The 23,866-nt window shown below is 45.0% G+C and carries 19 protein-coding genes; 10 read left to right on the top strand and 9 right to left on the bottom strand.

Annotation, left to right across the window (positions count from 1 at the left end; translation table 11 throughout):
• The first annotated feature begins 148 nt into the window (after positions 1-148).
• From HMPREF9469_RS04060 to HMPREF9469_RS04040, 5 genes are read left to right on the top strand one after another with little or no spacing between them, the layout of a single operon-like run.
• Positions 149-1,429, top strand: coding sequence for an ABC transporter substrate-binding protein (locus HMPREF9469_RS04060; protein ID WP_007859419.1), 1,281 nt, complete (start codon positions 149-151; stop codon positions 1,427-1,429).
• Between the two features lie 32 nt (positions 1,430-1,461).
• Complete coding sequence (locus HMPREF9469_RS04055; protein WP_007859416.1) at positions 1,462-2,346, top strand: carbohydrate ABC transporter permease; 885 nt, start codon at positions 1,462-1,464, stop codon at positions 2,344-2,346.
• Complete coding sequence (locus HMPREF9469_RS04050; RefSeq protein ID WP_007859414.1) at positions 2,346-3,164, top strand: carbohydrate ABC transporter permease; 819 nt, start codon at positions 2,346-2,348, stop codon at positions 3,162-3,164. Before HMPREF9469_RS04055 ends, HMPREF9469_RS04050 begins: the two co-directional genes overlap by 1 nt.
• A gap of 1 nt (position 3,165) precedes the next feature.
• Positions 3,166-5,580: a glycoside hydrolase family 31 protein gene (locus HMPREF9469_RS30525; protein WP_050814433.1), complete on the top strand. Its 2,415-nt coding sequence runs from the start codon at positions 3,166-3,168 to the stop codon at positions 5,578-5,580.
• Between the two features lie 33 nt (positions 5,581-5,613).
• Positions 5,614-8,796 carry an alpha-mannosidase gene (locus HMPREF9469_RS04040; protein ID WP_007859410.1) on the top strand — a complete coding sequence of 1,061 codons (3,183 nt, stop codon included), beginning with the start codon at positions 5,614-5,616 and terminating at the stop codon, positions 8,794-8,796.
• A 97-nt stretch (positions 8,797-8,893) separates the two neighbouring features.
• Here HMPREF9469_RS04040 and HMPREF9469_RS04035 read toward each other — a convergent pair whose 3' ends face one another.
• From HMPREF9469_RS04035 to deoC (HMPREF9469_RS04000), 8 genes are all read right to left on the bottom strand, one after another.
• On the bottom strand, positions 8,894-11,005 hold the full coding sequence (locus tag HMPREF9469_RS04035) for a BglG family transcription antiterminator (RefSeq protein WP_007859409.1): 2,112 nt from the start codon (positions 11,003-11,005) through the stop codon (positions 8,894-8,896).
• The gene (locus HMPREF9469_RS04030; protein WP_007859407.1) at positions 10,995-11,543 is read right to left on the bottom strand and encodes a class I SAM-dependent methyltransferase; all 549 of its coding nucleotides are present in this window, start codon (positions 11,541-11,543) and stop codon (positions 10,995-10,997) included. Before HMPREF9469_RS04030 ends, HMPREF9469_RS04035 begins: the two co-directional genes overlap by 11 nt.
• Positions 11,544-11,617: 74 nt before the next feature.
• Complete coding sequence (locus HMPREF9469_RS04025) at positions 11,618-12,880, bottom strand: PTS ascorbate transporter subunit IIC (RefSeq protein WP_007859405.1); 1,263 nt, start codon at positions 12,878-12,880, stop codon at positions 11,618-11,620.
• Positions 12,881-12,908: 28 nt separating this feature from the next.
• Positions 12,909-13,679, bottom strand: a complete 771-nt coding sequence (locus HMPREF9469_RS04020; RefSeq protein WP_007859403.1) for an SDR family NAD(P)-dependent oxidoreductase — start codon at positions 13,677-13,679, stop codon at positions 12,909-12,911.
• 40 nt (positions 13,680-13,719) lie between these two features.
• A complete protein-coding gene (locus tag HMPREF9469_RS04015; protein ID WP_007859402.1) occupies positions 13,720-14,019 on the bottom strand; it encodes a PTS sugar transporter subunit IIB in 300 nt (99 codons plus the stop codon).
• Complete coding sequence (locus tag HMPREF9469_RS04010; RefSeq protein ID WP_007859401.1) at positions 14,019-14,471, bottom strand: PTS sugar transporter subunit IIA; 453 nt, start codon at positions 14,469-14,471, stop codon at positions 14,019-14,021. Before HMPREF9469_RS04010 ends, HMPREF9469_RS04015 begins: the two co-directional genes overlap by 1 nt.
• A 17-nt stretch (positions 14,472-14,488) precedes the next feature.
• The gene (gene deoC, locus HMPREF9469_RS04005) at positions 14,489-15,157 is read right to left on the bottom strand and encodes a deoxyribose-phosphate aldolase (protein ID WP_007859400.1); all 669 of its coding nucleotides are present in this window, start codon (positions 15,155-15,157) and stop codon (positions 14,489-14,491) included.
• Between the two features lie 22 nt (positions 15,158-15,179).
• Positions 15,180-15,845, bottom strand: a complete 666-nt coding sequence (gene deoC, locus HMPREF9469_RS04000) for a deoxyribose-phosphate aldolase (RefSeq protein ID WP_007859399.1) — start codon at positions 15,843-15,845, stop codon at positions 15,180-15,182.
• 531 nt (positions 15,846-16,376) lie between these two features.
• On the opposite strand from deoC (HMPREF9469_RS04000), the gene HMPREF9469_RS03995 reads away from it, so the two are divergent.
• Positions 16,377-17,570, top strand: a complete 1,194-nt coding sequence (locus tag HMPREF9469_RS03995; RefSeq protein WP_007859398.1) for an ATP-binding protein — start codon at positions 16,377-16,379, stop codon at positions 17,568-17,570.
• 339 nt (positions 17,571-17,909) lie between these two features.
• On the opposite strand, the gene HMPREF9469_RS31065 is transcribed toward HMPREF9469_RS03995, so the two are convergent.
• Positions 17,910-18,683 carry an IclR family transcriptional regulator gene (locus tag HMPREF9469_RS31065; RefSeq protein ID WP_007859397.1) on the bottom strand — a complete coding sequence of 258 codons (774 nt, stop codon included), beginning with the start codon at positions 18,681-18,683 and terminating at the stop codon, positions 17,910-17,912.
• A 208-nt stretch (positions 18,684-18,891) separates the two neighbouring features.
• On the opposite strand from HMPREF9469_RS31065, the gene ilvD reads away from it, so the two are divergent.
• The 4 genes from ilvD to dmpG are packed head-to-tail and all read left to right on the top strand — an operon-like array spanning position 18,892 to position 23,782.
• Positions 18,892-20,571, top strand: coding sequence for a dihydroxy-acid dehydratase (ilvD, locus tag HMPREF9469_RS03985; RefSeq protein WP_007859396.1), 1,680 nt, complete (start codon positions 18,892-18,894; stop codon positions 20,569-20,571).
• Between the two features lie 29 nt (positions 20,572-20,600).
• Complete coding sequence (locus HMPREF9469_RS03980) at positions 20,601-21,875, top strand: GntP family permease (protein ID WP_007859395.1); 1,275 nt, start codon at positions 20,601-20,603, stop codon at positions 21,873-21,875.
• A 17-nt stretch (positions 21,876-21,892) separates the two neighbouring features.
• On the top strand, positions 21,893-22,765 hold the full coding sequence (locus HMPREF9469_RS03975) for an acetaldehyde dehydrogenase (acetylating) (protein ID WP_007859392.1): 873 nt from the start codon (positions 21,893-21,895) through the stop codon (positions 22,763-22,765).
• A 6-nt stretch (positions 22,766-22,771) separates the two neighbouring features.
• Positions 22,772-23,782 (top strand): 4-hydroxy-2-oxovalerate aldolase, encoded by a 1,011-nt coding sequence (gene dmpG, locus HMPREF9469_RS03970; protein ID WP_007859390.1) that lies wholly within the window; start codon positions 22,772-22,774, stop codon positions 23,780-23,782.
• Positions 23,783-23,866 lie beyond the last annotated feature (84 nt).

Here is a 23,866-nt window from a genome sequence, read left to right as displayed (position 1 = left end):
TTGTAATATTTTCTGTGCAGTTAATAGGTAAATGAGGCAAAATATTACAACTGACAGTCAAAAATGAGCATTTTAAAACGCACCTTAAGCCTGTATTATGTGAATATAACAAAAGAACTGAGAGCACTCAAACAATAAGGAGGATCATATGAAACGGAGAAGTATAATGGCGGCTATGATGGCACTTATCACAGCTGGGGGACTGCTGACAGGCTGTGGGGCAAATGGGGCAAAAGAAAATCCAGGCGCGGGCCAGAACAGTGTACAGGGGGAAAGCCATGCAAAAACGGAATTGACCTTTTTTCACTATCTGGAACAATATCAGGATCAGTTCGATAAACTTGCAGAGATGTATGCAGAGGCGAACCCTGATGTGGAGTTGAAGATAGAATGTATTGGTTCGGATTATGACAAGATCCTTCAGACAAGAGTGGCATCAGGAGAGGTCCCGGATATTTTTATCAGTGGGCCGTATATGAAAAATCAAAATTACGCATCGGTAAGCTATGATCTTTCCAATGAAGAATTTGTAAAAGAAGTGGAGATCGGGCCGGAATTTAAAGCATCCAACGGGGAGTTGACAGCCATTCCTTTTGTGACCCAGGCTTGGGGTGTCCTTTACAATCAGGAGGTATTTGAGAAGCTTGGTATTACTGAAGCGCCAGAAACACTGAAAGAATTGGACGTTGTATGCAGGAAGATACAGGATGCGGGCATCATTCCTTTTGCCATGGGATATAAATCAGATTATGTAAAGAAACAGCTGTTTGGTTTTACCTTTGGTGTAGATGAAAATTATAAACAAAATATTGAACAGCTGGCCAATAAAGAAAAAGAATTAAAGGATTTTGAATTTATCTATAAGATTTTTGATGGAGCGGAGCTTGTGGGAAAATATCTGCAGCCCAATCCATTTAATGATGATTTCGCCACTGCAGGAGCAAAACTGGGAACAGGGGAAGCTGCAATGATGATTTGTGGGGATCAGATCGTACAGAATGCCAGGAAAGCAAACCCGGACAGTACGATTGGGCTTATGCCTTACCCTCTGAGCAATGACCCAGCAGATGCCAAGATCTATACATGCGCCTCAGCCGGTCTGCATGTGAGCAGGGATTCGGCTAACAGAGATGCAGCGCTGGAGTTTATCAACTGGATGGTTACTTCCCAGGAAGTAAAGGATTGGCTTTCAAATGATATGGAGATTTTATCTGCGATTAAGGGCGTAACACCTACGGGCTCCCAAGTTATGATGGATGCACAGAAATGGACGTCCGAGGGCAAAGCATCAGCATGGGCAAGCAATCTATTTCCACAGGGCGTGGAGACAGAACTGATTTCAGCCATGGACAAATTTCTGCTTGGGGACATTTCCAAAGAGGAAGCAATTGATGAGATGAACACCGCCTGGACAGAGTTTGAAAATTAGTGAAAAACCCATAGAATTCAGGAGCCAAAGCCATGAAGAAAAGTTATATAAGGAGAAAAGAAAATGTCTGGCTGATGATTTTTGTCCTTCCTGCATTGATGCTGTTCAGCATATTTGTAGTATATCCATTTATCAGCGGAATTCACTATTCCCTATATGACTGGGACGGGATCAGCCCGGATAAGTTATATGTGGGAATAGAGAACTATAAGAAATTATTTAGAGATAAACATTTTATGTCAGCCTTATGGTTTACGGTTAAGTTTACAGTACTGACAGTGATCACACAGAATTTTGGTGCACTGATCGTGGCCAGTCTGCTGGACAGCACTAATCGGTTAAAAGGTTTTTTGAGAGGCGTGTTTTTTATACCAAATGTTCTTTCAGGTGTAATCGTGGCATTTATATGGGGATTTATCTTCACTAAGGTCCTGCCGGCAGCGGGACAGCAGATGGGGATGGAATTGCTGGAACGAAGCTGGTTCAGCCAATCCGGGACAGCGTTCTGGTCAACGATCATAGTCTCGTTCTGGCTGGGAACCGGATATTTGACAGTGATTTATCTGGCAGGCTTAAGTACAGTGGATGCAAATGTGGTGGAATCTGCCATGCTTGATGGAATCAGTCCCCTTCAGATGTTGTTCAGGATAAAGGTGCCGTTAATTCTCCCATCCATTATAGTAGGTGTTTTTCTGATCACTATGAATGGGTTAAAACAGTTTGAAATCGTATTTTTGATGACGGGAGGGGGACCGTACCGTTCTACCGAGACCCTGGCATTGTTAAGCTATAATACCGCCTACCAGAAGAATAATTTTGGTCAGGCCATCGCACAAGCAATTATTATGTTTGTCCTGGTCGCAATTGTCACTACCGTGCAGTTGGCCGTATTAAAAGGAAAGGAGGTGGAAAGCTGATGAAAAGAAGGCAGAGCCTGGTGCTGATCATAACGATCCTGCTGGCTGTATTATTTGCAGTACCGATCTATTTGATCATCATAAACTCATTTAAACCGTATGGGGATATTTTTGCTGACCCTCTGAAATTTCCTTTCCATCCCACCTTTGATAACTTTAAAAATGTTTGGAAACAAGCGGATTTTATCAAATATTTTCTAAACACCGTCATATCTACATCCGTGGGGCTTGGAATCGTAGTGGCAGTAAGTTCCCTTGCATCCTACAAGCTTTCGCGGACAAAGACAGGGCTGAGCAGGCTGTTATTCTTTTATTTTACAGTTTCCATGCTGCTGCCGTTTGAAGTTATCATGCTTCCGCTGGTGCAGCTGCTTAAAAAATGGCATATGCTGAACAATCTGGCTGCATTAGGATTAATAGAAGCAAGTACAAAGATTGCATTTTCCATATTTTTGTATCATGGATTTATAAAATCCATTCCGGTTCAGCTGGATGAGGCGGCCAGAATCGATGGATGCAGTGAGGTGGGACTGTTTATTAAGATCATATTCCCGCTGATGAAGCCCATAACATCTACAGTGATCGTGCTGAATATCCTTACGTTTTGGAATTCATTTCTGCTCCCCCTTCTTGTGCTGACAAAAAAGGAGGTAAAAACGCTGCCTCTGTTTGCTTACAGTTTTATTGGGCAGTACAGCAGCAATTATGATCTGCAGCTTCCGGCTGTTATATTAACAGGGCTTCCACTGGTTATATTTTATCTTATAATGCAAAAAAATATTGTAAAAGGACTGACAATGGGAAGTGTGAAAGGATAATATGATGGATGAAAAAATTAAAGTCCGTGTACAGGGACAGGATAAAAAGGTTTATTATAAGGAGCCAAGCCCTGACAGGATCAAGATGTATTATGAGTATACACAAGATAACTTCCGAAAGGGGAAAGATTATAATCTGAAGCTAAAGAAGTTTGCCAGAATAACGAACTGGAAGAAGATGACATGGGGGCTGCTTCTTGATATAGAGGGGGATTGTATACATAATACCCAGATCGACTGTGACGGTGAATTAAGGCCTATTATAGATGAGACTGTGGAAACAGAACATTTTAAAGGCTTTCTCAGGCTAGAAGTGTACGAAAAGGGTATTTTCCGCCTTCTTGCAGGCGAGGGCGGAGAGAGGCAGCATCACACCGTTATGCTTGAGGGGGTTCCGCCCCTTCAAACGGACCAATATGAGGTAAAAGAAGAAGGTGACATGCTATGGATTACCACGGATACATGTAAGGCCATGGTAAATCTGGCGGAATTTGGTTTTTCCATTTATGGCAGGGATGGAAAAAAGGTCTACTGCCAGGAAAACAATGATAAGGTCCTCCGGTTTACCCATGAAAGCTTTCCCTTTGGATTTGTGGAGAATCCAGCTACCGGTGAGCGGATCGGCGTGTGCTCAAGCAGAATGGAACATGATGAGCATTACTTTGGTTTTGGTGAGCAGTATTCACCGGTGGATAAGAAAATGCAGGAAGTGGATGTGTTTATTACAGATCCGCTGTCTGTAGGATCACCCAGAACGTACGTGTCTCTACCTTTTTATTTTAGTACCCGTGGGTATGGTATGTATGTAAATACACATTACAGAAGCAAATTTTTTATGGGGAACCGTTCCAACCGCTGTGCAAGCTGCCATATTTACGGTGAATCCCTGATTGATATTTTTTATATTTACGGTGAGGAGCCGAAAACGATCCTGAAGCGGTATACGGACATTACCGGGAAAAGCCCGATGATTCCCAAGTGGTCCTTTGGGCTTTGGATGAGCCGCTGTTCTTATAAAACCGAGGATGAAGTTCTTGAGGTGGGCAGGGAGATGAGGAAAAGGGATCTTCCGTGTGATGTGATCAATATTGATACGGACTGGTTTGAAATTCCCTGGGCCTGTGACTGGAAATTTGGTAAACATAATTTCCCGCATCCTGAAGAGATGATAAAGGAACTTGATTCCATGGGAATTAAGCTCAGCCTTTGGCAGAAACCATACGTTACTTCCGAATGTCTTCCGGAATTAAGGGATCAACTGCGGGAAAAAGGATGGATCCCTCTGAATCCATATGGGGAGGACGCGCGCTCCAATCCGGTCATTGATCTATCAAACCCGGACTGCTGCCAGTGGTATAAAGAACAGCTGAAAAACCTGTTTCAGATGGGAGTTAGTGTTATAAAGACAGATATGGGAGAGGGAGTTCCTGTTGAAGGGAAATATCATGGCTATGACGGGGATGAAATCCATAACATATATCCTTACCTGTATTCAAGGGCAGCATATGAGGCGTCCCGGGAGTCTATTGCAGAGCCGATATTATGGGGCCGTTCCACCTATGCGGGCGGGCAGAAATATCCGATCCATTGGGCCGGGGATCCGTTTACTGATTTTGATGGATTGAGATTCAGCATCAGAAGCGGATTATCCATGGGAATGTCGGGCTTCACGTTCTGGAGTCATGATGTGGGCGGCTTCCTGGGAAGGCCTTCCGAAGAGGTGTACATCAGATGGATGCAGGCGGGAATGTTCTGCTCCCATGTAAGGTGTCATGGAGCCAATAATCCGAGGGAGCCATGGACCTTTGGTGAAAGGGCGGAAACTATTTTCAGAAAGTTTGACAAACTCAGGTATGAGCTTATACCGTATATTTACTCAACCGCTTACACCAGAGGAAAACAGGGGCTTCCAGTTATGGAACATTTGTATCTGTCTAACCCGGATGACAGGAACTGTCTTAGTGTTGAGGATGAGTGGATGTTTGGGGATGCATTTTTAGTGGCTCCCGTCTTGAATGAAGGCGGTGAGAGAGAGGTCTATTATCCGGACGGCCAGTGGTATCATTATTTCTCAGAAGAAATAAAGCAGGGAAAGCAGTATGATGCGGTTAAAATGGAACTGGATAATATGCCTTTATACGTAAAGGCCGGCAGCATTGTGCCGACAGGTAAGGCGGAGGACCATATTACCGGGGCAGATGATGCGTTGACAATCTGTGTATATGGTAAAGAATCAGGGTATACGGAATTTTTATACTATAACGGAGAAGAACACCTCATTAAAGCCGCATTTGATATGGGAAGTGTACAGGTAGAAACCGGAGGTTTAAAAGGAAATATATCTGTAAAATTAATCACCAACAGAGGAATAGAGATAAAGACAGATGTCCGGGAGCACTGCACATTTGAGGTATAAGGTGTAAGGCCGGGGAAAATTAGAGGTAAGAGTATGCTGTTTATTGAGGACAGGAACAGAAAGCTGATTTCATGCATCCAAAGTTTGATCTATTCAGACACAATTCCAGTTAAGGATATATGGATCCTAAAGACAGAAGAACGGATCGGAAACCTGGAAGAACTGGAAGGACGGCAGTGGAAGCGGTTGGAGCAAGGACAGCTTTGGGGCGGTCATAACGAGTATTACTGGTTTGGGTTCATTGTAACCATACCGGATCAGTATAATGGTAATACCGTTGTCCTGGAACTGACAACAGGATGTGAAGGGCAGTGGGATGCTACGAATCCACAATTCCTGGTATATTTAAACGGATATCTCAAGCAGGGGCTGGATGTGAACCATCGGGAAATACTGCTGACAGAACAGGCCCAGGCAGGCGATGTTTACCAAATTGTATTGTCCGCATTTACCGGGGTGCAGAATTTTCATTTGCAGATGAATTGGAAAATGAAGGTTTTACACAGGGACATAGAGGCATACTATTATGACATCAGTGTCCCCTTCCAGGTCATGGAACTGCTGGATCAGGATTCACAAGAGGCATTAACGATCTCAGAAGCACTTACCGAATCTTTAAACCTGCTTGATCTCCGCAAAGAATATTCCGGGCTTTTTTACGAAAGTCTGGAAAAAGCCCAGAGATATATGGAAGAATTTTATGATAAGCAATGCGGCAGGTCCAGGGAAACAGTTTATGCGGTGGGGCACACACACATAGATATCGCGTGGATGTGGACCCTGGGGGTGACTAAGGATAAGGCGGTGAGAAGTTTTTCCACGGCATTGGAACTAATGAGACAGTATCCTGAGTATGTGTTTATGTCAAGCCAGCCATTGTTATATGAATATGTGAAGGAGAACGCTCCGGGCCTATACCGGGAAATAAAGGATAAGGTAAAAGCGGGGCGCTGGGAAGCAGAGGGAGGCATGTATGTTGAGGCGGACTGCAATCTTACTTCCGGTGAATCTCTGATACGCCAGCTTATGGCAGGAAAACGTTTCTTTAGGGAAGAATTTGGAGTTGACAATCATATTTTATGGCTTCCTGATGTGTTTGGATATTCTGCGGCATTGCCCCAGATCATGAAGAAATGCGGCATTCATTATTTTATGACAACAAAGATCAGCTGGAATGAAGTGAATAAAATGCCTTATGACACATTCTTGTGGGAGGGGATTGATGGAACGGAACTATTAACACATTTCATATCTGTTCGGGATTACCATGCTTCCCTTGTGGTGGAAGGTAAGAAAAGGCCAGCCCATTTTACGACATATAACGGATATCTGAACCCATCCCAAGTAAAGGGGACATGGAAACGGTACAGTCAAAAGGAATTGAACCGCAGTGTTTTAATGTGTTTTGGATACGGGGACGGAGGCGGTGGTACAACAAGAGATATGCTGGAAAACCAGAGACGTCTGTCCAGAGGGATTCCCGGATGCCCGCGAACTAAAATCTCCGGTGTATCGGAGTATTTTCAGGAATTGGAACAGGAAGTGGCAGAAAAAAGGAATCTGCCAAAATGGGTCGGCGAACTGTATCTGGAGTATCACAGGGGAACCTACACATCTATGGCCAGGAATAAAAAATACAACCGAAGATCTGAATTCCTGTTACAGAATATTGAATTTCTGTCGGCCCTGGGCAAAAGCAAATGGGGGCAGCAGTACCCCGATCGGGAGTTGGATCATCTGTGGAAGATCGTCCTAAAAAACCAGTTTCACGATATCCTTCCCGGTTCATCCATTGAGGAAGTTTACGAGGATTCACAGCGGGAGTACAATGAAGTGCTGGCAACGGGAACTGTTTTGGAGGAGGAACGGATCAGACATATTCTTACCAGGATCCATGCAAAAAGAGAGAGCCTGGTTGTCTTTAACCGGAACAGTTTCGTTTCCCGGGGATATGTATGTCTGGAGTACTCTGATCTGCACACCCCTAACCTGCGAAATCCTGTAGCTGTATATGCAGACATAGAATACCCGATCCAGAAAACTTATGATGGGAAGGGCGTTTTTCTGGCTGAGGGGGTTCCCTCAAGAGGATACAGGACATTCTGCTTGATGGAGGGAACAAAAGAGCCGGAAGATGCATTTGACATTTTAGAAAACTCCATTGATACGGAGGAACTGCATGTTGCTTGGAACAGGAAAGGGCAGTTTACATCCATTTATGACAAAAATGAGCAACGTGAAATTCTAAAGCCGGGCAGCTGTGCCAATGTGTTAGTTACATATGAAGACCGGCCGCATAATTATGATGCTTGGGATATCAACAGCTATTACACGGAAAAACCGTGGGTGCTGGAAGATGAGGCTGAGATTGAAGTGATTGAGAGAGGACCGGTGCGGGCGGTTCTCAGAATCTCCGGAACTTATCTGGACTCCAGGATCCAACAGGACGTGATTGTTTATTCCAAGGGGACAAAGATTGATATTGTCAATCGGGTGGACTGGTGTGAGAAAAACCTTTTACTGAGGAATTATATACCGGTTAATATCCATGCCGACCAGGCCAGCTATGAAATCCAATATGGAAATGTACAAAGACCTACCCATTATAATACCTCCTGGGACCAGGCAAAATTTGAAGTATGTGCACATAAATGGATCGATATATCGGAAAACGGATACGGAGTCAGCATCCTAAACGATTGTAAATACGGATGTGACATACATAATGGGGTGATTGGTCTGACTATGCTGAAATCAGCCTGCTATCCTAATCCTGCTGCAGACAAAGAAAAGCATGAGTTTTCCTATTCTATATTCCCCCACAGAGATGGATGGCGGGAAGGCAATACCATTCAGAAAGCATATGAATTCAATAATCCGATGATCGCACGGTATAAGGGAAAGGATAGTAAAAAGGATAGCAGGGATCTGCCGCCTGAAGAGTATTCTTTTGTCAGTGTAAATAAAGATAATATAATGATCGAAGTGATAAAGAAGGCAGAGGATAGCGATGCATTGATCCTGCGCATGTATGAGGCGTTTAACAGGAGAACTCAGGCAATGGTCAGGTTTGACCAGAATGTGCAGGATGCCTGGGAGTGCAGCATGCTGGAAGAAGATGAAAGACGCCTAAAAATAGAGAAGCATTTTGTTTATGTGGATTTAAATCCGTATGAAATCAAGACGGTCAAAGTTGTTTTACAAAGATTAATATAATGAGAAACTGCATAAAAACAAGAGGCAAAGCTACCCAAGCTTTGCCTTTTGAATGTTACAATATTTGCAGCACTCTCTACAAGAGCGGCGGCCGATGTTAGCTTATGATGCTCAAAAGTTCATAGGCACTGGTGGATAAACGGATTGCCTCCCGTTTTTTTGCATCCCCCAGCAGGTCCACCAGTTCCTCCAGGACCTTTATGTGGGCTGTGTTATGATTTGACAGGAGCATGACAATTAAATCCACCGGGTCATTATCCGCATGGTTGAAGCGGACCGGCTTATCCAGGGTAATTACGCTCATGCATGGGCCAGAAAGCTCCGGTGCAAGAAGATGAGGAAGCGCTACTCCCTTGTCAATTACCATATAGCCGCCCAGCTTCCGTTTAATGCGTATCATCTCGTCAATATGCCTCTGGGTGATATATCCTTTTTTCTTTAACAGATCTCCGGCCAGTTGGATAGCGTCATAACAATTCCTTGCATGTACATTCACCGCCACCAGAGATTCGTCAAGCAGATTCCTCACGGCCGGCTTGTGGCTCTTGTCCAGCCCTTGTACCTCCTCTTTGATATCCCGGGTTAGCTCGATGGACAGCTTGATACGCTCCTCCGGCTTCAGCTCTAAGGAACGGGCTACTATGTTAATGGTGGCGCTGATATACTTGTTGAAGTCCACATTCTGCATCCTTAGCATGAACATTCCCATGAGCTTGTTGATATCTTCCAGCTTAAGAAGGGGATTTACTGTGACGCATTGGTATTGTGTGCTTTCTAAAGGCAGAGTAGAGATGATAAGGTCACAGGAGAGTGGCTGCGCAGCGCTGATGAACTCGTGGTAGGATATGGATTTTACTACATTTACATTGGAAAATATGGATTTCAGGCGGTTCTCCAGTATCCTGGACGTTGCAACTGTACTGTTGCACACGATGATTACATCTTTCTTTACCGCGGCCTCCAGCGGATTCTTGAGAATGCAGGCAACAATATACATAGAAATATATACCGCTTCCCGGCTGCACACTTCCTGGTTTACAGTTCCCAGCCGTTCTTTGAGGATGGCACATAGCTTCTGCCTGACCACCTGGCAGACATCGGGGAATGTTTCCTCTATCTCCTGCAGCGCAGCATTATGCTCCGCGGGTATATTGAGGAACAGGCGGTACTGCATGACGCTGAGGTGGGCAGCCAGATCCAGAACAGTATCATCCCCTTCTTCAAATTCGATTTCCAGGGAGTCCTTTACTTCGGCAATCAGTTCCTTTGCGATCAGGACATGCTCTACATTGATTTCCTGGGAGGAACCAAATTTACGCAGCGACATCCACTCTGCATGGATCAGGAACATCTCATTTTCATCCGCATCCAGTCCAGTCTGATCCAGAATCATGTCATGGATCCGGTTATAGTCAAATCCGGATGGTACCTCAATGTGGGGAAATGTCTGTCTTTTCACACTGATTGGATGCCCTCTATCCATGCGTGTGAATGCGGTGAGAAGATATAGGAACATGGCGCAAAATCCATTGTCCGATATGGTCACATGGGCGCTATCCTGAAGTTCCCTGATTATAAACAGGATTTTCTCCCTCCATGCATTTAATACATTGCAGAAAGAGGTCATCTGATACTTCCGCAGCAGGCTCTCAGCCTGTGTGAACCTCATACCTATCAACTCCTGCTGGTGCGTTCCCGTCTCCAGCATCTCTCTCAGAACCATGATGCATCCCCTGCGGATGTTATTTTCCGTATCCCGCACCGTAATTCCCATGTGCGGCTTGGATACCATATGGATGCAGGACCGGTCCATCCAGGATTTCACCTTCTGCAGGTCATTAGAAACTGTGGCAGCGCTTACCTGCAGCTTTTCCGCCATTTCGGCAATGCTGGTGGAGGAGCCTTCTGCCAGGAGCCATCCCGTGATGGAACGGACCCTCTCGGCAGAGGACATTACATATCCTCCTGTCCCTTTTTCCCTCAAATGCATTTGGATCTGCCCATTGATGTCCTTTAACAGTATCCCTATTCCCGGAATCCTCACCACCGGTTCATGCGAAAATCCCCCCAGCCACTCATCGATAACATCCAAATCGCTGCGAATGGTCCGGGAACTCACTGACAGCAGGCTGGCCAGCTCTCCTGTTGTCATGGCCTGCCGTGACTGAATCAGTATTTCAATTATACGTACACATCGTTCATAGAGCATAAAACCATTCCTCATCCCTGTTTTTGTAATAACACCGTTCCTCAACTGATTCTTCATCCGACAGATATCTATGGCTTGAATGTGCCAGTGTAAAGCCGCAGTCACAGGCCCATTGATCCAGAACCGGCACAAGTGCGCGGTATGTACTTTTGTAGCTGAACATAATCATCCCTCCCGGATTCAGATATCCGGGCAGGTGTATCAATATATCTTCGCAATCCCTGATGTTATGTAATACCATGAAAAGGCAGATCAAATCATAATATTTCCCGGACAGACATGCTTCTTCAGAGATAAAATGAATGTTTTTCCGGCTGAACACGCGGCTCGCAAACTCAATGCGCTCCTGGTCCGGGTCATATGCCGTAACCCGGCGGCAGTGGCAGGAGAGCAGATAGCTGCCCCATCCATAGCCGCAGCCATAGTCCAACACGTCTTTCCCAGCCGTGCTGCCAGCAACATTTTCATATGAAGCCAGCATCGCACGGAGGAACGGGTCCCTGCGGATCAGTTCCAGGTACTGTTCGGATTCCTGCATTTTTCCCTCCGATCCAGAAACAGGCAAGCCTGCATTTTCTGTTACGGAATGCGTGGCCTGCCATATATTTTTATTTAGTGGAACAGTGACATGAGCTTTGCAATCAAATATCCGATTGTATTAAAGTCCATAGCTTCATATGCTCCTCCTGTTGCCATGAGATGTCCTGTCATGGGGAAGGTAAGAGCCACTGCAAACTGGAGTATAAAGCCTGTTATAAGAGCGCTTAATATACAGTTTTTAAGGCCTCCCCTGGCATTGGCGTACACGCCGACCAGTGCTCCTTCAAAAAAGTTGATCTGGACTCCAGGTACCGCAACCGGTGAGAAACCGGTAAAAGCCATAACCAGAGTAGCCAGGATGGAACCTAAAAGGCTGAATACGAAACCCAGCATCACAGCAGTGCCGGCGTAAGGGAATACCGTAGGATAGTCGAGGCCCAGGACCGCGTTAGGCAGCAGCTTTTCAGCAACACCGGAGAATGCGGGAATCAGTTCTGCCAGCATCATGCGCACGCCATAGAGGATGACTGCGATTCCTCCTCCAAAGGTGAGTGACTGTATTAGGACATATAGAATCCAGGGAGTTCCTTCGGCCAGCTCTCTTACAACCGCGGGGCCGGCAATAAAGGTGAAAATAAAATTCATTACAAGCACGGCCATGCAGGTTGCGATTATACTGTCCTTGAGCCAGTTAAGCGAACTGGGAAATTCAATCTCTTCTGTGGATTTTCCACCCTTCTTAAACAGCCTTCCGGCTTCTCCGGCAATAACGAGCGCAATGGCACTGGGGACAAAATTAGCATGCTCCGTAGTCACAGGCTTTAAGTAGTGGGCGGAAATGGTGGTGGCAATCCAGTAATACACGCCTGAAATAAGGCCGCCGATTGCTATCAAAGTGATTCCGGAGAATCCGAAGCCCGCCATAATGCTTGCCATGAAGCCTGCCCAGAAAAGCTGAAGGTGTACGGTCATGGCCAGATTCTTCCATGGCGTAAATTTGGCAAGCAGGATATTAATGACAAATCCAATGATGAAAATTAATGCGGCTTCCGTTCCAAATTTGGCCATGGACTCGGCATAGACCACCCAGTACAGAGGCAGCACGCCGTCCACGCCCAGCCCCCGTTGCACAAGGGTTGTCAGCAGGGTGATAGGAGTACCAATAATAGTTGTACCTGCGCTTAGGATCAGATATCCCATCATAGTCTTTACAGTTCCCATGACAATATCACTGACATTCTTTCTTAAAAACATCAAACCAATACATGCTATAATACCCAACATTACCGTGGGATTACCAAGCACGTTGGTAATAAAATCAATTGCAAAGTTCATAGTATCCCCCTCTCCATCCTACGTTCCTTTACAGTTTCCAGGCTGCCGTGGGCGTCTGGGTTGCCCATATTCCTCCATCCAGTCCTATGGTCTGTCCTGTAATATAGCTCGCCTGATCCGAGCAGAAGAAGCTGACCAGGTCAAATGCATCATCGGTTTCCCCAAACCTGCGAAGCGGTATCTGGCATAGCTTGCTCTCTGCCCTGTTTTTAATCACGTCTTCTGCCATTGGGGTGTTTAATACGCCCGGCGCATAGCAGTTTACGCGGATCTTGTATGGGGCTAATTCAGCTGCCCAGACCTTTGTAAGTACAATCATGCCAGCCTTGGCCGCCCCGTAGGCCCCTGAACCCGTATTAGGGAATGTTGCCAGGATGGAGGATACATTGATGATATTTCCACCATTTTCCTTCATATAAGGCACGCTGGCGTGAGTACAGTACATGGGACCCATGAGGTTTACATCTACCATGAGCTTCATATGCGTATCCGTAGAGCTCTCAATCATACCCTTGTGAAGAATCCCGGCATTATTAATCAGTATATCGATCCGGCCAAACCGTTTGCCTATATCATCGATGGCTGATGTCACTTGTCTGTTGTCGCTGACATCTACCGCGTAGGTCAAAAAACGGCCGGTATCCGGGTTCACTTCTCTTACTACGGCATCCAGGTTCTGGCCATTAAGATCCAGGAGGCCGACCACGGCGCCTTCTTCATAGAAACGGATCGCAAGTTTCTTTCCTGCCCCCTGACCGGCACCCGTGACAATTACTACTTTATTCTCAAATTTCCCCATGTCCGATTCCTTTCTTAATTATGAATTGCTCCCAAAGTCCTTACAATTTCTGTTTAATTCCATTTGCTTCGCAATATTCCCGCAGCTTGTCCTTTATTTCCTGCTTATTTACAAAGCTGGTAAGCTGTATGATCGGTTTATCAATGTCCTGCACAAGATAGGCCAGTTCCCTTCCTATCAGCACCAGATCCGCAGTGCGTGCCGCGCCCTTCCCTGTTGTAATATCACTGACCTCAAGTCTAGCCTCTATACCCAGGTCCTTAAGCGCCTTCTCTGCATTCATCTTCAGGATTACGCTGCTCCCCATGCCGCATCCACAAATCGTAACAATATGTAACATTATTCCTCCACCTCCACATCATTGAATATCCTGGCAACCATCTCCCGGCGGTCACACGCTGTAATCCGTTCCAGCATCCTGTCATCTTCAAATATGGTGGCAATAGCCTGCATGATTTTTAAATGAAGATCATCATTGCTTCCCGCCAGTCCGATTAACAGGTAGACCGGATCATTGCTCTCATTGCCAAATTCCACAGGCTGGGACAATGTCATGATACTAATGCCGCTCTTTATGACGCCGTTGGTACTTCTTGCATGAGGCATTGCCAGTCCCGGAGCCACCACGATATACGGCCCAAGGTTTTTGACCGTTTGGACCATGGCATTCACATATTCCCTGGTCACATAGCCATTATTTAAAAGTATGGTTCCTGATTTTATGACCGCATCCTGCCAGTCAGCTGCAGACACATTTAATTCTATATCATCCAAACTTACCAGTTTCTGCATCCCGATCCTCCGCCTTTTTACAGGCCACCAATGATTTCCTCTCCAGCACTGGCGCCGATTCTTGTAGCCCCTGCCTCAATCATGGCAAGGGTATCCGCGGTGGTGCGGATTCCTCCAGCCGCTTTGATGCCTGTCCCAGGCTTTACGCTGCTGCGGATTAGTTTCACATCATCCACAGAAGTGGAACGCGGCAGCATGGCCGAAAATCCGGTGGAAGTCTTGACTATGTCCACACCATGCTGCTCCGCAAGGCCACATGCTTTTACAATCTGGTCATTCGTAAGCAGCGGGGTCTCAATAATCAGCTTAACGATTGCCCCCCTGGCATGGCTGGCCTTTACCACGCCATCCAGTTCCTCAATTATGATGTCGTATCTCTCAGACTTTAACGCAGATACATTCATTACCAGGTCAATTTCCTGGGCTCCCTTGTCAAGGGCGTCCTCTGTCTCATGGATTTTCACATCCGGCCAATCAAATCCCAGAGGAAAGCTGATAACCGTGCACACCTTTGTGTCGGAATCCTTCAGTGCCTCGGCTGCCGTTTCTATCATATTGGGCAGTATGCAGACACTGGCAAAATGGTTCTCCTTTGCATTCCGGCAAAACTTGGCGACATAGTCATGGTTCATTCCAGGTTTTAATGTTGTCTGGTCAATATAACGCGCCAATTCATTTCTATTCATTTTTCTGTCCTCCTCAATCGTTTCAATCCTGAAAGCTGTCTACAATTTTGAATGCGGAACTGGTTGCAATCCGTTCTGCTCCAGCTTCTATCATGGCAATAGCATCTTCCTTGGTCCTGACGCCGCCAGAGGTCATAACCTTTATTGCATCATGGTAGTGGTCTTTGATGAGTTTTACCTGATCTGTGGTGGTGACAAACCCGAAGCCTGTATTTGTCTTAAGATAGGGAATTCCCAATTCAATTGCCATCTCGGCAGCCCGCAGCTGTTCGTCTTCGGTTAAGAGACTGGCAAAATAAATCATTTTCATGATTCTGCCTTCCATCATATCCACAAAAGGCTTCAGATCTTCCTTAACATAATCATACCTGCCTGATTTAAAGGCGCTGACATCCATGGAGATGTCCAGTTCATCCGCTCCGTCCTTAAGTGCCTGTTTCGCCTGGTATAGTTTTGCTTCATGGGTCATACCGCCCAGGGGATAGGAGATTACGCTGACCAGTTCCTTGCCTGCCTGGTGAAGTATGTCTGCATTTCCCCGGATGAAAAATGGTTCTGTCAATGTGGTGGCAAAGTTATAATTCAGTGTTTTTCGCACAAACTCCTCCACCTGTGCCAGGGTAGGCGCCGGCGTTGCACCCAGGGAAGCATCGATCATCCGTTCCACATCGTTTCTTGTTACATCCATGCCTTATTCCTCCTCGAGATTGTTGTTTTATTTCGTCTTCATTCTAAGGTCATGTATGTTGGAAGTCAATTTGAAATACCCCCTCCCAGTTGTGGAACTTTTATAATTATTTGGCAATATTCCATGCGTATCTTGTTGGATTTTACCATTATTTTATTCGGATTTCCACTATTATTTATATACATTTATCACTCCATTTGTTAATCCTGTCTTTCGCTTTGTACCACTTTTTGCATCAAAGATTTCAATAATGTTAAGGTAGCGGTTCTTCGATAGCCGCCGGACGTTTTTTCTCTCTTTTTATACTGGGTCCACCATTTACATCAGCCTGGAAAAATACTTTTGTAATTGTCATTCGGATTAAAATCATCAGCAAGGTGCTTCTTGCGTACAATAGTGAGAAAATAGCATAATAACACATCTTACAAATTTCAAAAAGTAGGGAACTTTGTAAAATGTTTATTACAAACTTTACAAAAATGAGAAGATATGTTATTGTTGGTTTATAAAAACTATGGGGAGGCGTAACAAATGATTGAACGAAATGATTATCTTGAAAGTTTAATTAGTTTTAAAGATAAAAACCTAATAAAAGTAATAACCGGAATTCGCCGCTGCGGTAAGTCAACGATGTTTGAATTGTATCAGTCCTATTTAAAAGAGAATGGAGTAGAAGAGGAACAAATCATAACCGTTAATTTGGAGGACGGTGATTATCGTGGTATTCGCACATCAGAAAAGCTATATCAATATGTGGAAAGTAAACTGGTAAAGAGCAATAAGAACTATGTATTTTTAGATGAAGTACAGCAAGTTGAAAATTTCCAGGAAGCAGTAGACTGGCTTTATGTAAAGAAAAATGTAGATTTATATATTACGGGGTCTAATGCGTTCCTGCTTTCCGGAGAACTTGCCACATTGCTCTCTGGCAGGTACGTTGAGATAAAAATGCTTCCTCTTTCTTTTAAGGAATATATATCAGCATATCCTGGAAACACAAATACAGGTGCACTGTATATGAATTATTTACAAAACAGTTCTTTTCCAGGAACACTTGAACTTGCAAGAAAACAAGATATCAGAGTTTATCTTGAGGGAATTTACAATACAATCTTGCTCAAAGATATCGTTACCAGAAAGAAAATATCTGATCCATCTATGCTTCAAAGCGTGGTGGAATTTATGTTTGATAACATTGGAAATATGTGTTCCGCCACTAAGATTGCAAATGCAATGACATCGTCAGGGAGGAAAATCAGCGTACCTACTGTGGAAAACTATCTTTCTGCTCTTTGTGACAGTTTTATTCTATATAAGGTAGGAAGATATGATATAAAAGGGAAGCAGTATCTCGTTACAGGATCGAAATATTATGCAGCGGATATAGGGCTTCGTTATTTTATATTAGGCACGAAACAGGCAGACATGGGGCATATCTTAGAAAATATTGTTTACCTGGAACTTATAAGACGAGGTTATGAAGTTCATATAGGAAAAGTTGGAGATGCTGAGGTTGATTTTATTGCCATTGGCGCCGAAGGGGAAGAATATTATCAAGTATCTCAGACCGTATTGGAAGAGCAGACACTAAAGCGGGAACTTTCATCACTGGATGCAATAAAAGACCATAATCCCAAGTATCTTCTTACTATGGATTATACGCCACTGACATCCTATAATGGTATCAAGCAGATTAATGTTTTGGAATGGCTTCTAAAGAAATAGACAGAAATATCTATTACTAATGAGACATATGAGTTTGTGGAGGATTTTGTGCTGAATAGGATAAGGGTCCTATGTATGCTGTTTTTACGCCGAGGAGGGAAGGTTTTTATGGAATGGCGGTTTTTTAAAAAAAATTGGAAAAAAAGCCAACGGCTGAAGATCAGCCAGCTATAAAACAGGATATATTGTTTGAATTCCCTGGTCTGGGTATTGGATTAGGGGATTTTTTTATTTCTAAAAAAGGATATCCGGTATCCTGATACAGGATACCGGATCATACATGGCGGCTTTCGTTAGATACTGGATGAATCTGCGGAGAATAAAACCTCCAGACATACATTAATGGGCCTGGTAATTATAAATTTGCCGCGACATTGCCGCGGCAGCTAACCGCATATCATGTATCAGGTCGGTATTTTGAAGCTTGTCCAGAATTCTGCCCGTTGCCCCGGAAATACTGATGGCAAAGCCAGGCTCCTCAAAGCTTTTGAAAACCGGAAAACCTATGCATGTAAGGCCTATTTCTATCTCTTCATTGTCCATAGAATATCCGCGCTCTCTGCTCAGTTTCAGTTCATGTAAAAGCGCATCTCTCTGGGTGATCGTATTATAAGTCTTAGCCTTAAGTGGAAAAGACAGAATCTGGTCAATTTGTGCTTCCGATTTATAGGACAAAAGACATTTTCCTACACCGGTACAATACATGTAGTTTTTAACACCCATTTGAGTGTTGATAAAAATAGATGAATCCGATTCTACTTTGTCCAGATAAATGACACTGTTATCAGACTGTACAGCGCTGTGTACTGTTTCATGATATTTATGAGAGAGCTGTTCAAGAAAAGGATGTGCAATCCGTATCAGGACATTATTCATCTTTAGGGCATTGGATAGAGATAATATCTTAGGCCCCAGGCAATACTTCTGATTCTCTTCATTTTGCAATAGATACCCAAGGGAGGACAGACTGTTTACAAGGCCAAAGGTAGTACTTTTATTTAATTCCAGCCTTTCAGAGATATCCTTTAAACTTAATTCTACCACATTATTCTGGAACAGTTCTAAGATGGACATGGCCCGCTCTAAAGACTGTATGATTTTTGTTGTTGCCATAACATTCCTCCTCGTAATAGTAATTTAACATTTTACTTAGAATATTTCAACCGTTTTCTTTTTCTGCTTATACAAAATACACAAAAACTTGTATGGAATTTGTATTGATTTGTTATTGACGTGTAAAATAAAATAGGATATTATTACAATATAGAATAAAGTTCTATAATATAGAACAAATTAAAGCTTACTTAATAGGAGGATAAGAATGGAATTTAGAAGCAATGAAATCATGCACGGCGAGGACAGTCCCTTTTACCGCTCTCTTTTTAAATCCATGGGATATTCTGATTATGAACTGGATCATAAACCACTTATAGGGATTGCCAATACATGGAATACCTGTGTTCCCGGACATTTTAACCTGAACCAGGTAAATGAATTTGTTAAAAAAGGAATTTACAGTGCAGGTGGAACTGCAGTAGAGTTTGGCACCATTGGATGCTGCGATGGTGTGGCACAGGGGCATATAGGTATGAATTATATACTTCCGTCAAGGGAAATCATCTGTAATTCCATAGAGGTCATGGTACAGGCTCACAGGCTCGATGGTATTGTCTTGCTGGCTTCCTGTGATAAGATCGTTCCCGGCATGTTGATGGCTGCCGCACGTCTTGACATTCCTGCGATTGTATGTGTCGGCGGCCCTATGTTAGGGGGGATCGAGTTTGACGGAAGAAAGTCAGACTTGACATCCATTGATGAGGCAAAAGGAATGACCCGTTCCGGGAAGATCACAGAGGATGAGTACCGTTCACTGGAGAATACGGCTTGTCCCGGATGCGGATCCTGTTCTTTTTTAGGAACCGCTAATTCCATGTGCTGCGTATCGGAAGCAATGGGAATGAGTCTGCCGGGAAGTGCTTTGATACCCGCTCCTTATGGGGAACGCCTGAAGTCTTCTTTTGAGGCCGGGCGTGCTGTTGTGAATCTGGTGATGAACAACATCACAGCAAAACAGGTTATAACAAAGGAGTCCATACGTAATGCAATTAAGGTTACTATGGCGATCTGTGGATCCACGAATGCTGTTTTGCATATTGCAGCCATTGCGAATGAGGCAAAATTGGATATGAATGTGGTGGAAGAGTTTAGAACGCTGAATCTTACAACGCCTCAGATTGCCAAGGTAAACCCGGCGGCAAAGTGGGATATGGAAGCGTTTTACCGGGCAGGCGGCATTCCGCGGGTGATGGACCGTTTGGGAAGTATCATAGACCGGAGTGCAGTCACATGTACTGGAAAGTCTGTGGACGAAAACCTTAAAGATCAGGTGTACTGGTATCCGGAGAACCGTGAGATCATCAAGACAGTGGATGAACCATTTTCCAGGACAGGCGGTGTAGCCGTATTGTCGGGAAACCTGGCACCGGATACGGCAATTTCCAAACCGGGTGCCATTGATCCGGCTCTTCACCGTTTTACCGGGAAGGCCAGATGTTATAACTCGGAGGAGGAGGCGGAATCAGCCATTCTGAGTGGTGAGATCCAGAAGGGAGAGGTAGTAGTCATCCGTTATGAAGGACCTAAGGGAGGCCCCGGCATGAGGGAGATGTTTAAGGCTATGAAGTATATGTATGGCATGGGGCTTGCAAAGGATACGGCTTTGATCACGGACGGACGTTTTTCGGGAACAAATAATGGATGCTTTGTGGGGCATATCTCACCTGAGGCAGCAGAAGGCGGTCCCTTGGCCCTTGTGGAGGATGGGGATGAGATAATGATCGATGTGACAGAAGGAAAACTTGAGCTTCACGTTTCTGATGAGATTATCAGTGCGCGCAGAAAACATTGGGTAAAACCGGAAAAAGAGATACCCAACGGCTATTTAAAACTCTATTCCAAAGTGGCATCTTCGGCAGACAAAGGTGCAATCATTCAGTGTTGATCAGACAGATAATAAGATGGGGGTATATTATGGCAACAATAAGTACATTAGGCGCTGTAGCCGGACTTGTTATAGCGATTGTATTGATCATTTTAAAGGTTCCGCCCGTATACGGCATGATGCTGGGAGCATTGGCAGGCGGAATGATCGGAGGAGCAGGATTGACGGAAACAGTCAGTCTGATGGTATCCGGCGGCAGCGGTATGGCGTCAGGGATCCTGCGTATCATTGCGGCAGGAATGCTGGCCGGTTTCCTGATCGAATCCGGATCAGCGGAAACCATTGCTCATACAATTGTGAAAAAGATGGGCAGCCGCTTTGCACTTTTGGCAATCATTCTGTCCGCATGGGTCCTTCAGGCAGTGGGAACGTTTGGAGATGTGGTGGTGGTGATCGTTGCTCCTATTGCTTTGGATATTGCACTTTCCACCAGATATTCCAAGGCAGCTGCATCCATTGCACTGATCGGCGGTATCCATGCCGGGAATATCATTTCGCCCAATCCCAATACCATTGCCTTGGCTGAGAATTTGGGCATTCCCATGACTTCTGTGGTGCTTGGAGGAATGATACCTGCTTTGGCCGGAATTGCATTTACCTACATATTCATGGTCATGCTTAAGAATAAGGGGGAAATGGTGGATTCCACAAAGCTTACCAATCGTACGGTTGCTGAGACAAGGCAGCTTCCATCCATCGGCTGCGCCCTGGCAGGACCATTCTGCACGATCATTCTGCTGATGCTTCGCCCGATCTGCGGAATTACCATTGATCCCATTGTAGCCCTGCCCATTGGAGGAGTGATTGGAGCCATCGCCATCAGGCAGCCCAAAGAAATGCTGAAGTATGCAAATACAGGCCTTCAGAGGATGAGCGGCATTGTGCTTCTGCTTCTGGGAACAGGGACCATATCGGGTATCATTTCCAATTCCGGATTAAAGGATACGCTCATTAGCCTTGTTGAGGTATCAGGGCTTCCTGGATATATCCTTGCGCCATTGTCAGGCATTGTTATGGGTGGAGCCACCGCTTCCTGTGTGGCAGGAGCTACCGTGGCATCCCAGGTTTTCGGTCCAACCATCCTTTCATTTGGAGTGACTGCAGTCCAGGCAGCTGTAATGATTCATGCGGGCTGCTGTGTGTTTGACTGTCTGCCTCACGGGAGTTTCTTCCATATCAGTGCAGGAACGCTGCAGATGTCAATCAAGGAAAGGCTTAAGATCATTCCATATGAGTCTCTGATCGGATTTGGCATGACGGCGGTGGCAACGATTGTCTATGGTGTATTAGGGTTTACATTTTAGTTTTGGGAGGCATTTTCATGGAAAAAATTAAAGTAGGTATCATCGGTCCGGGCAATATAGGAACGGATTTAATGTATAAGGTCATGAAGAGCAGCAGCTTGGAAATGAAGCTGATGGCCGGTATTGTGGAATCAGAAGGGATCAGGCGGGCCGCAGGACTGGGATTTGATACTTCAATTGAGGGCGTGGATGCAATAGCTGCAGATACTGAAATCCGCATTGTATTTGATGCAACCAGTGCAAAAGCACATTTACATAATGCCCCTATATTAAAGAAAGCAGGGAAGATCGTTATGGATATGACACCGGCTGCGGTTGGTCCTTATGTGGTACCGTGTGTCAATATGGACAGCCTTCCGTTTGATACGGATAATTTCAATATGGTGACCTGCGGAGGCCAGGCCACGGTTCCTATCGCTTATGCAATTAATCGTGTCGCTGATTCGGAATATACCGAAATCGTGTCCGCAATTTCTTCAAAGAGTGCAGGGCCAGGTACCAGGGCCAATATTGATGAATTTACAGAGACCACATCCAAGGCATTGGAGATAGTGGCGGGATCTGATAAAGGAAAGGCCATTATTGTATTGAATCCGGCCAATCCTCCGTTGATGATGACTAACACAGTCTATGCATTGGTTAAGAATCCCGATGAGGCAAGGATAAAGGATTCAGTAGAAGCAATCGTAAAGGAAGTAAAAAGTTATGTTCCCGGCTACCGCCTGCGGGTGCCGCCGGTCCTTGATGGAAATAAGGTTACGGTTATTGTGGAAGTGGAAGGTGCGGGCGATTTTCTTCCGGCCTATTCCGGGAATCTGGATATTATTAATCAGGCTGCTGTGGCAACAGCTGAAAAGGTGGCAGGCAGGCTGTTGGGTGGAAAGAGGTAAAATGGTATGATCAGAAGAAAGGTTAAGCTTATAGATACAACCTTGCGGGATGGCAGCCATGCCGTAAGCCATAGTTTTACCGTTGACCAGGTAAAAGCAGTGGCAGAAGGATTAGATAGGGCAGGGGTAGATTTCATAGAATTGAGCCATGGAGATGGAATTGGCGGTTCCTCTATTAACTACGGATTTTCTGCTGTGGATGAACTTACACTGCTGCGTGCGGCAGGGGAAGTAATCAAAAATGCAAAACTTACAGTGCTGCTGCTGCCTGGAGTAGGCACTATAGAGAACTTAAAGCGGGCAGAGGAAACAGGAATCGGCGCGGTGAGGGTGGCAACTCATGTTACTGAAGCGGATGTATCGGTCCAGCATATACGGTATGCTAAAAGTAAAGGCCTGTTTGTCGTTGGATTTCTGATGATGTCCCATATGGCAGAACCTGAGAAGATTGTGGAACAGGCCAGAATTTTTGAAGCAGAGGGAGTCGATTATATTAATTTGGCTGATTCTGCCGGATATATGTTGCCAAATGACGTGCACAGGCGTATTGCAGCCTTAAAGGAATCGGTCAGTGTTCCAATCGGATTTCATGCCCATAATAATATGGGATTGGCCATGGGGAACAGTCTGGCTGCTCTTGAGGCAGGAGCAGAGTATCTTGACGGAACATGCAGGGGGCTGGGAGCCGGTGCGGGAAACACCCAGATGGAAGTGTTATGTGCGGTTCTTAACCGCATGGGTTATGATATTCATGCGGATATTTATCAAATGATGAATGTGGCTCAGACAACAGTGGAGCCACTGATGCATCGCCCGCAGGCAATCCGTACGGATTCCCTTATGCTGGGGTATGCAGGTGTCTATTCCAGCTTCCTGCTCCATGCGCGCCGGGCTGCTAAACAGTTTGGTATCGATATCAAAGATATTCTCATAGAATTAGGGCGCCGCGGCATGGTGGGCGGTCAGGAAGATATGATTGTTGATGTTGCTTACGAATTATCAAAAAACAGGTTTTGATTTTATAAAAATATAAAACAGACGGCTGGAAGAACACCGGCCGTCTGTTTGTCTGGTTTATGCCGAAAGCGGTGGCGGTATGAG

Source organism: [Clostridium] citroniae WAL-17108, assembly GCF_000233455.1.
GTDB lineage: Bacteria > Bacillota > Clostridia > Lachnospirales > Lachnospiraceae > Enterocloster > Enterocloster citroniae.
Note: the sequence above shows the minus strand (reverse complement) of the source record. Positions and strands in the feature narration are given on the sequence as shown.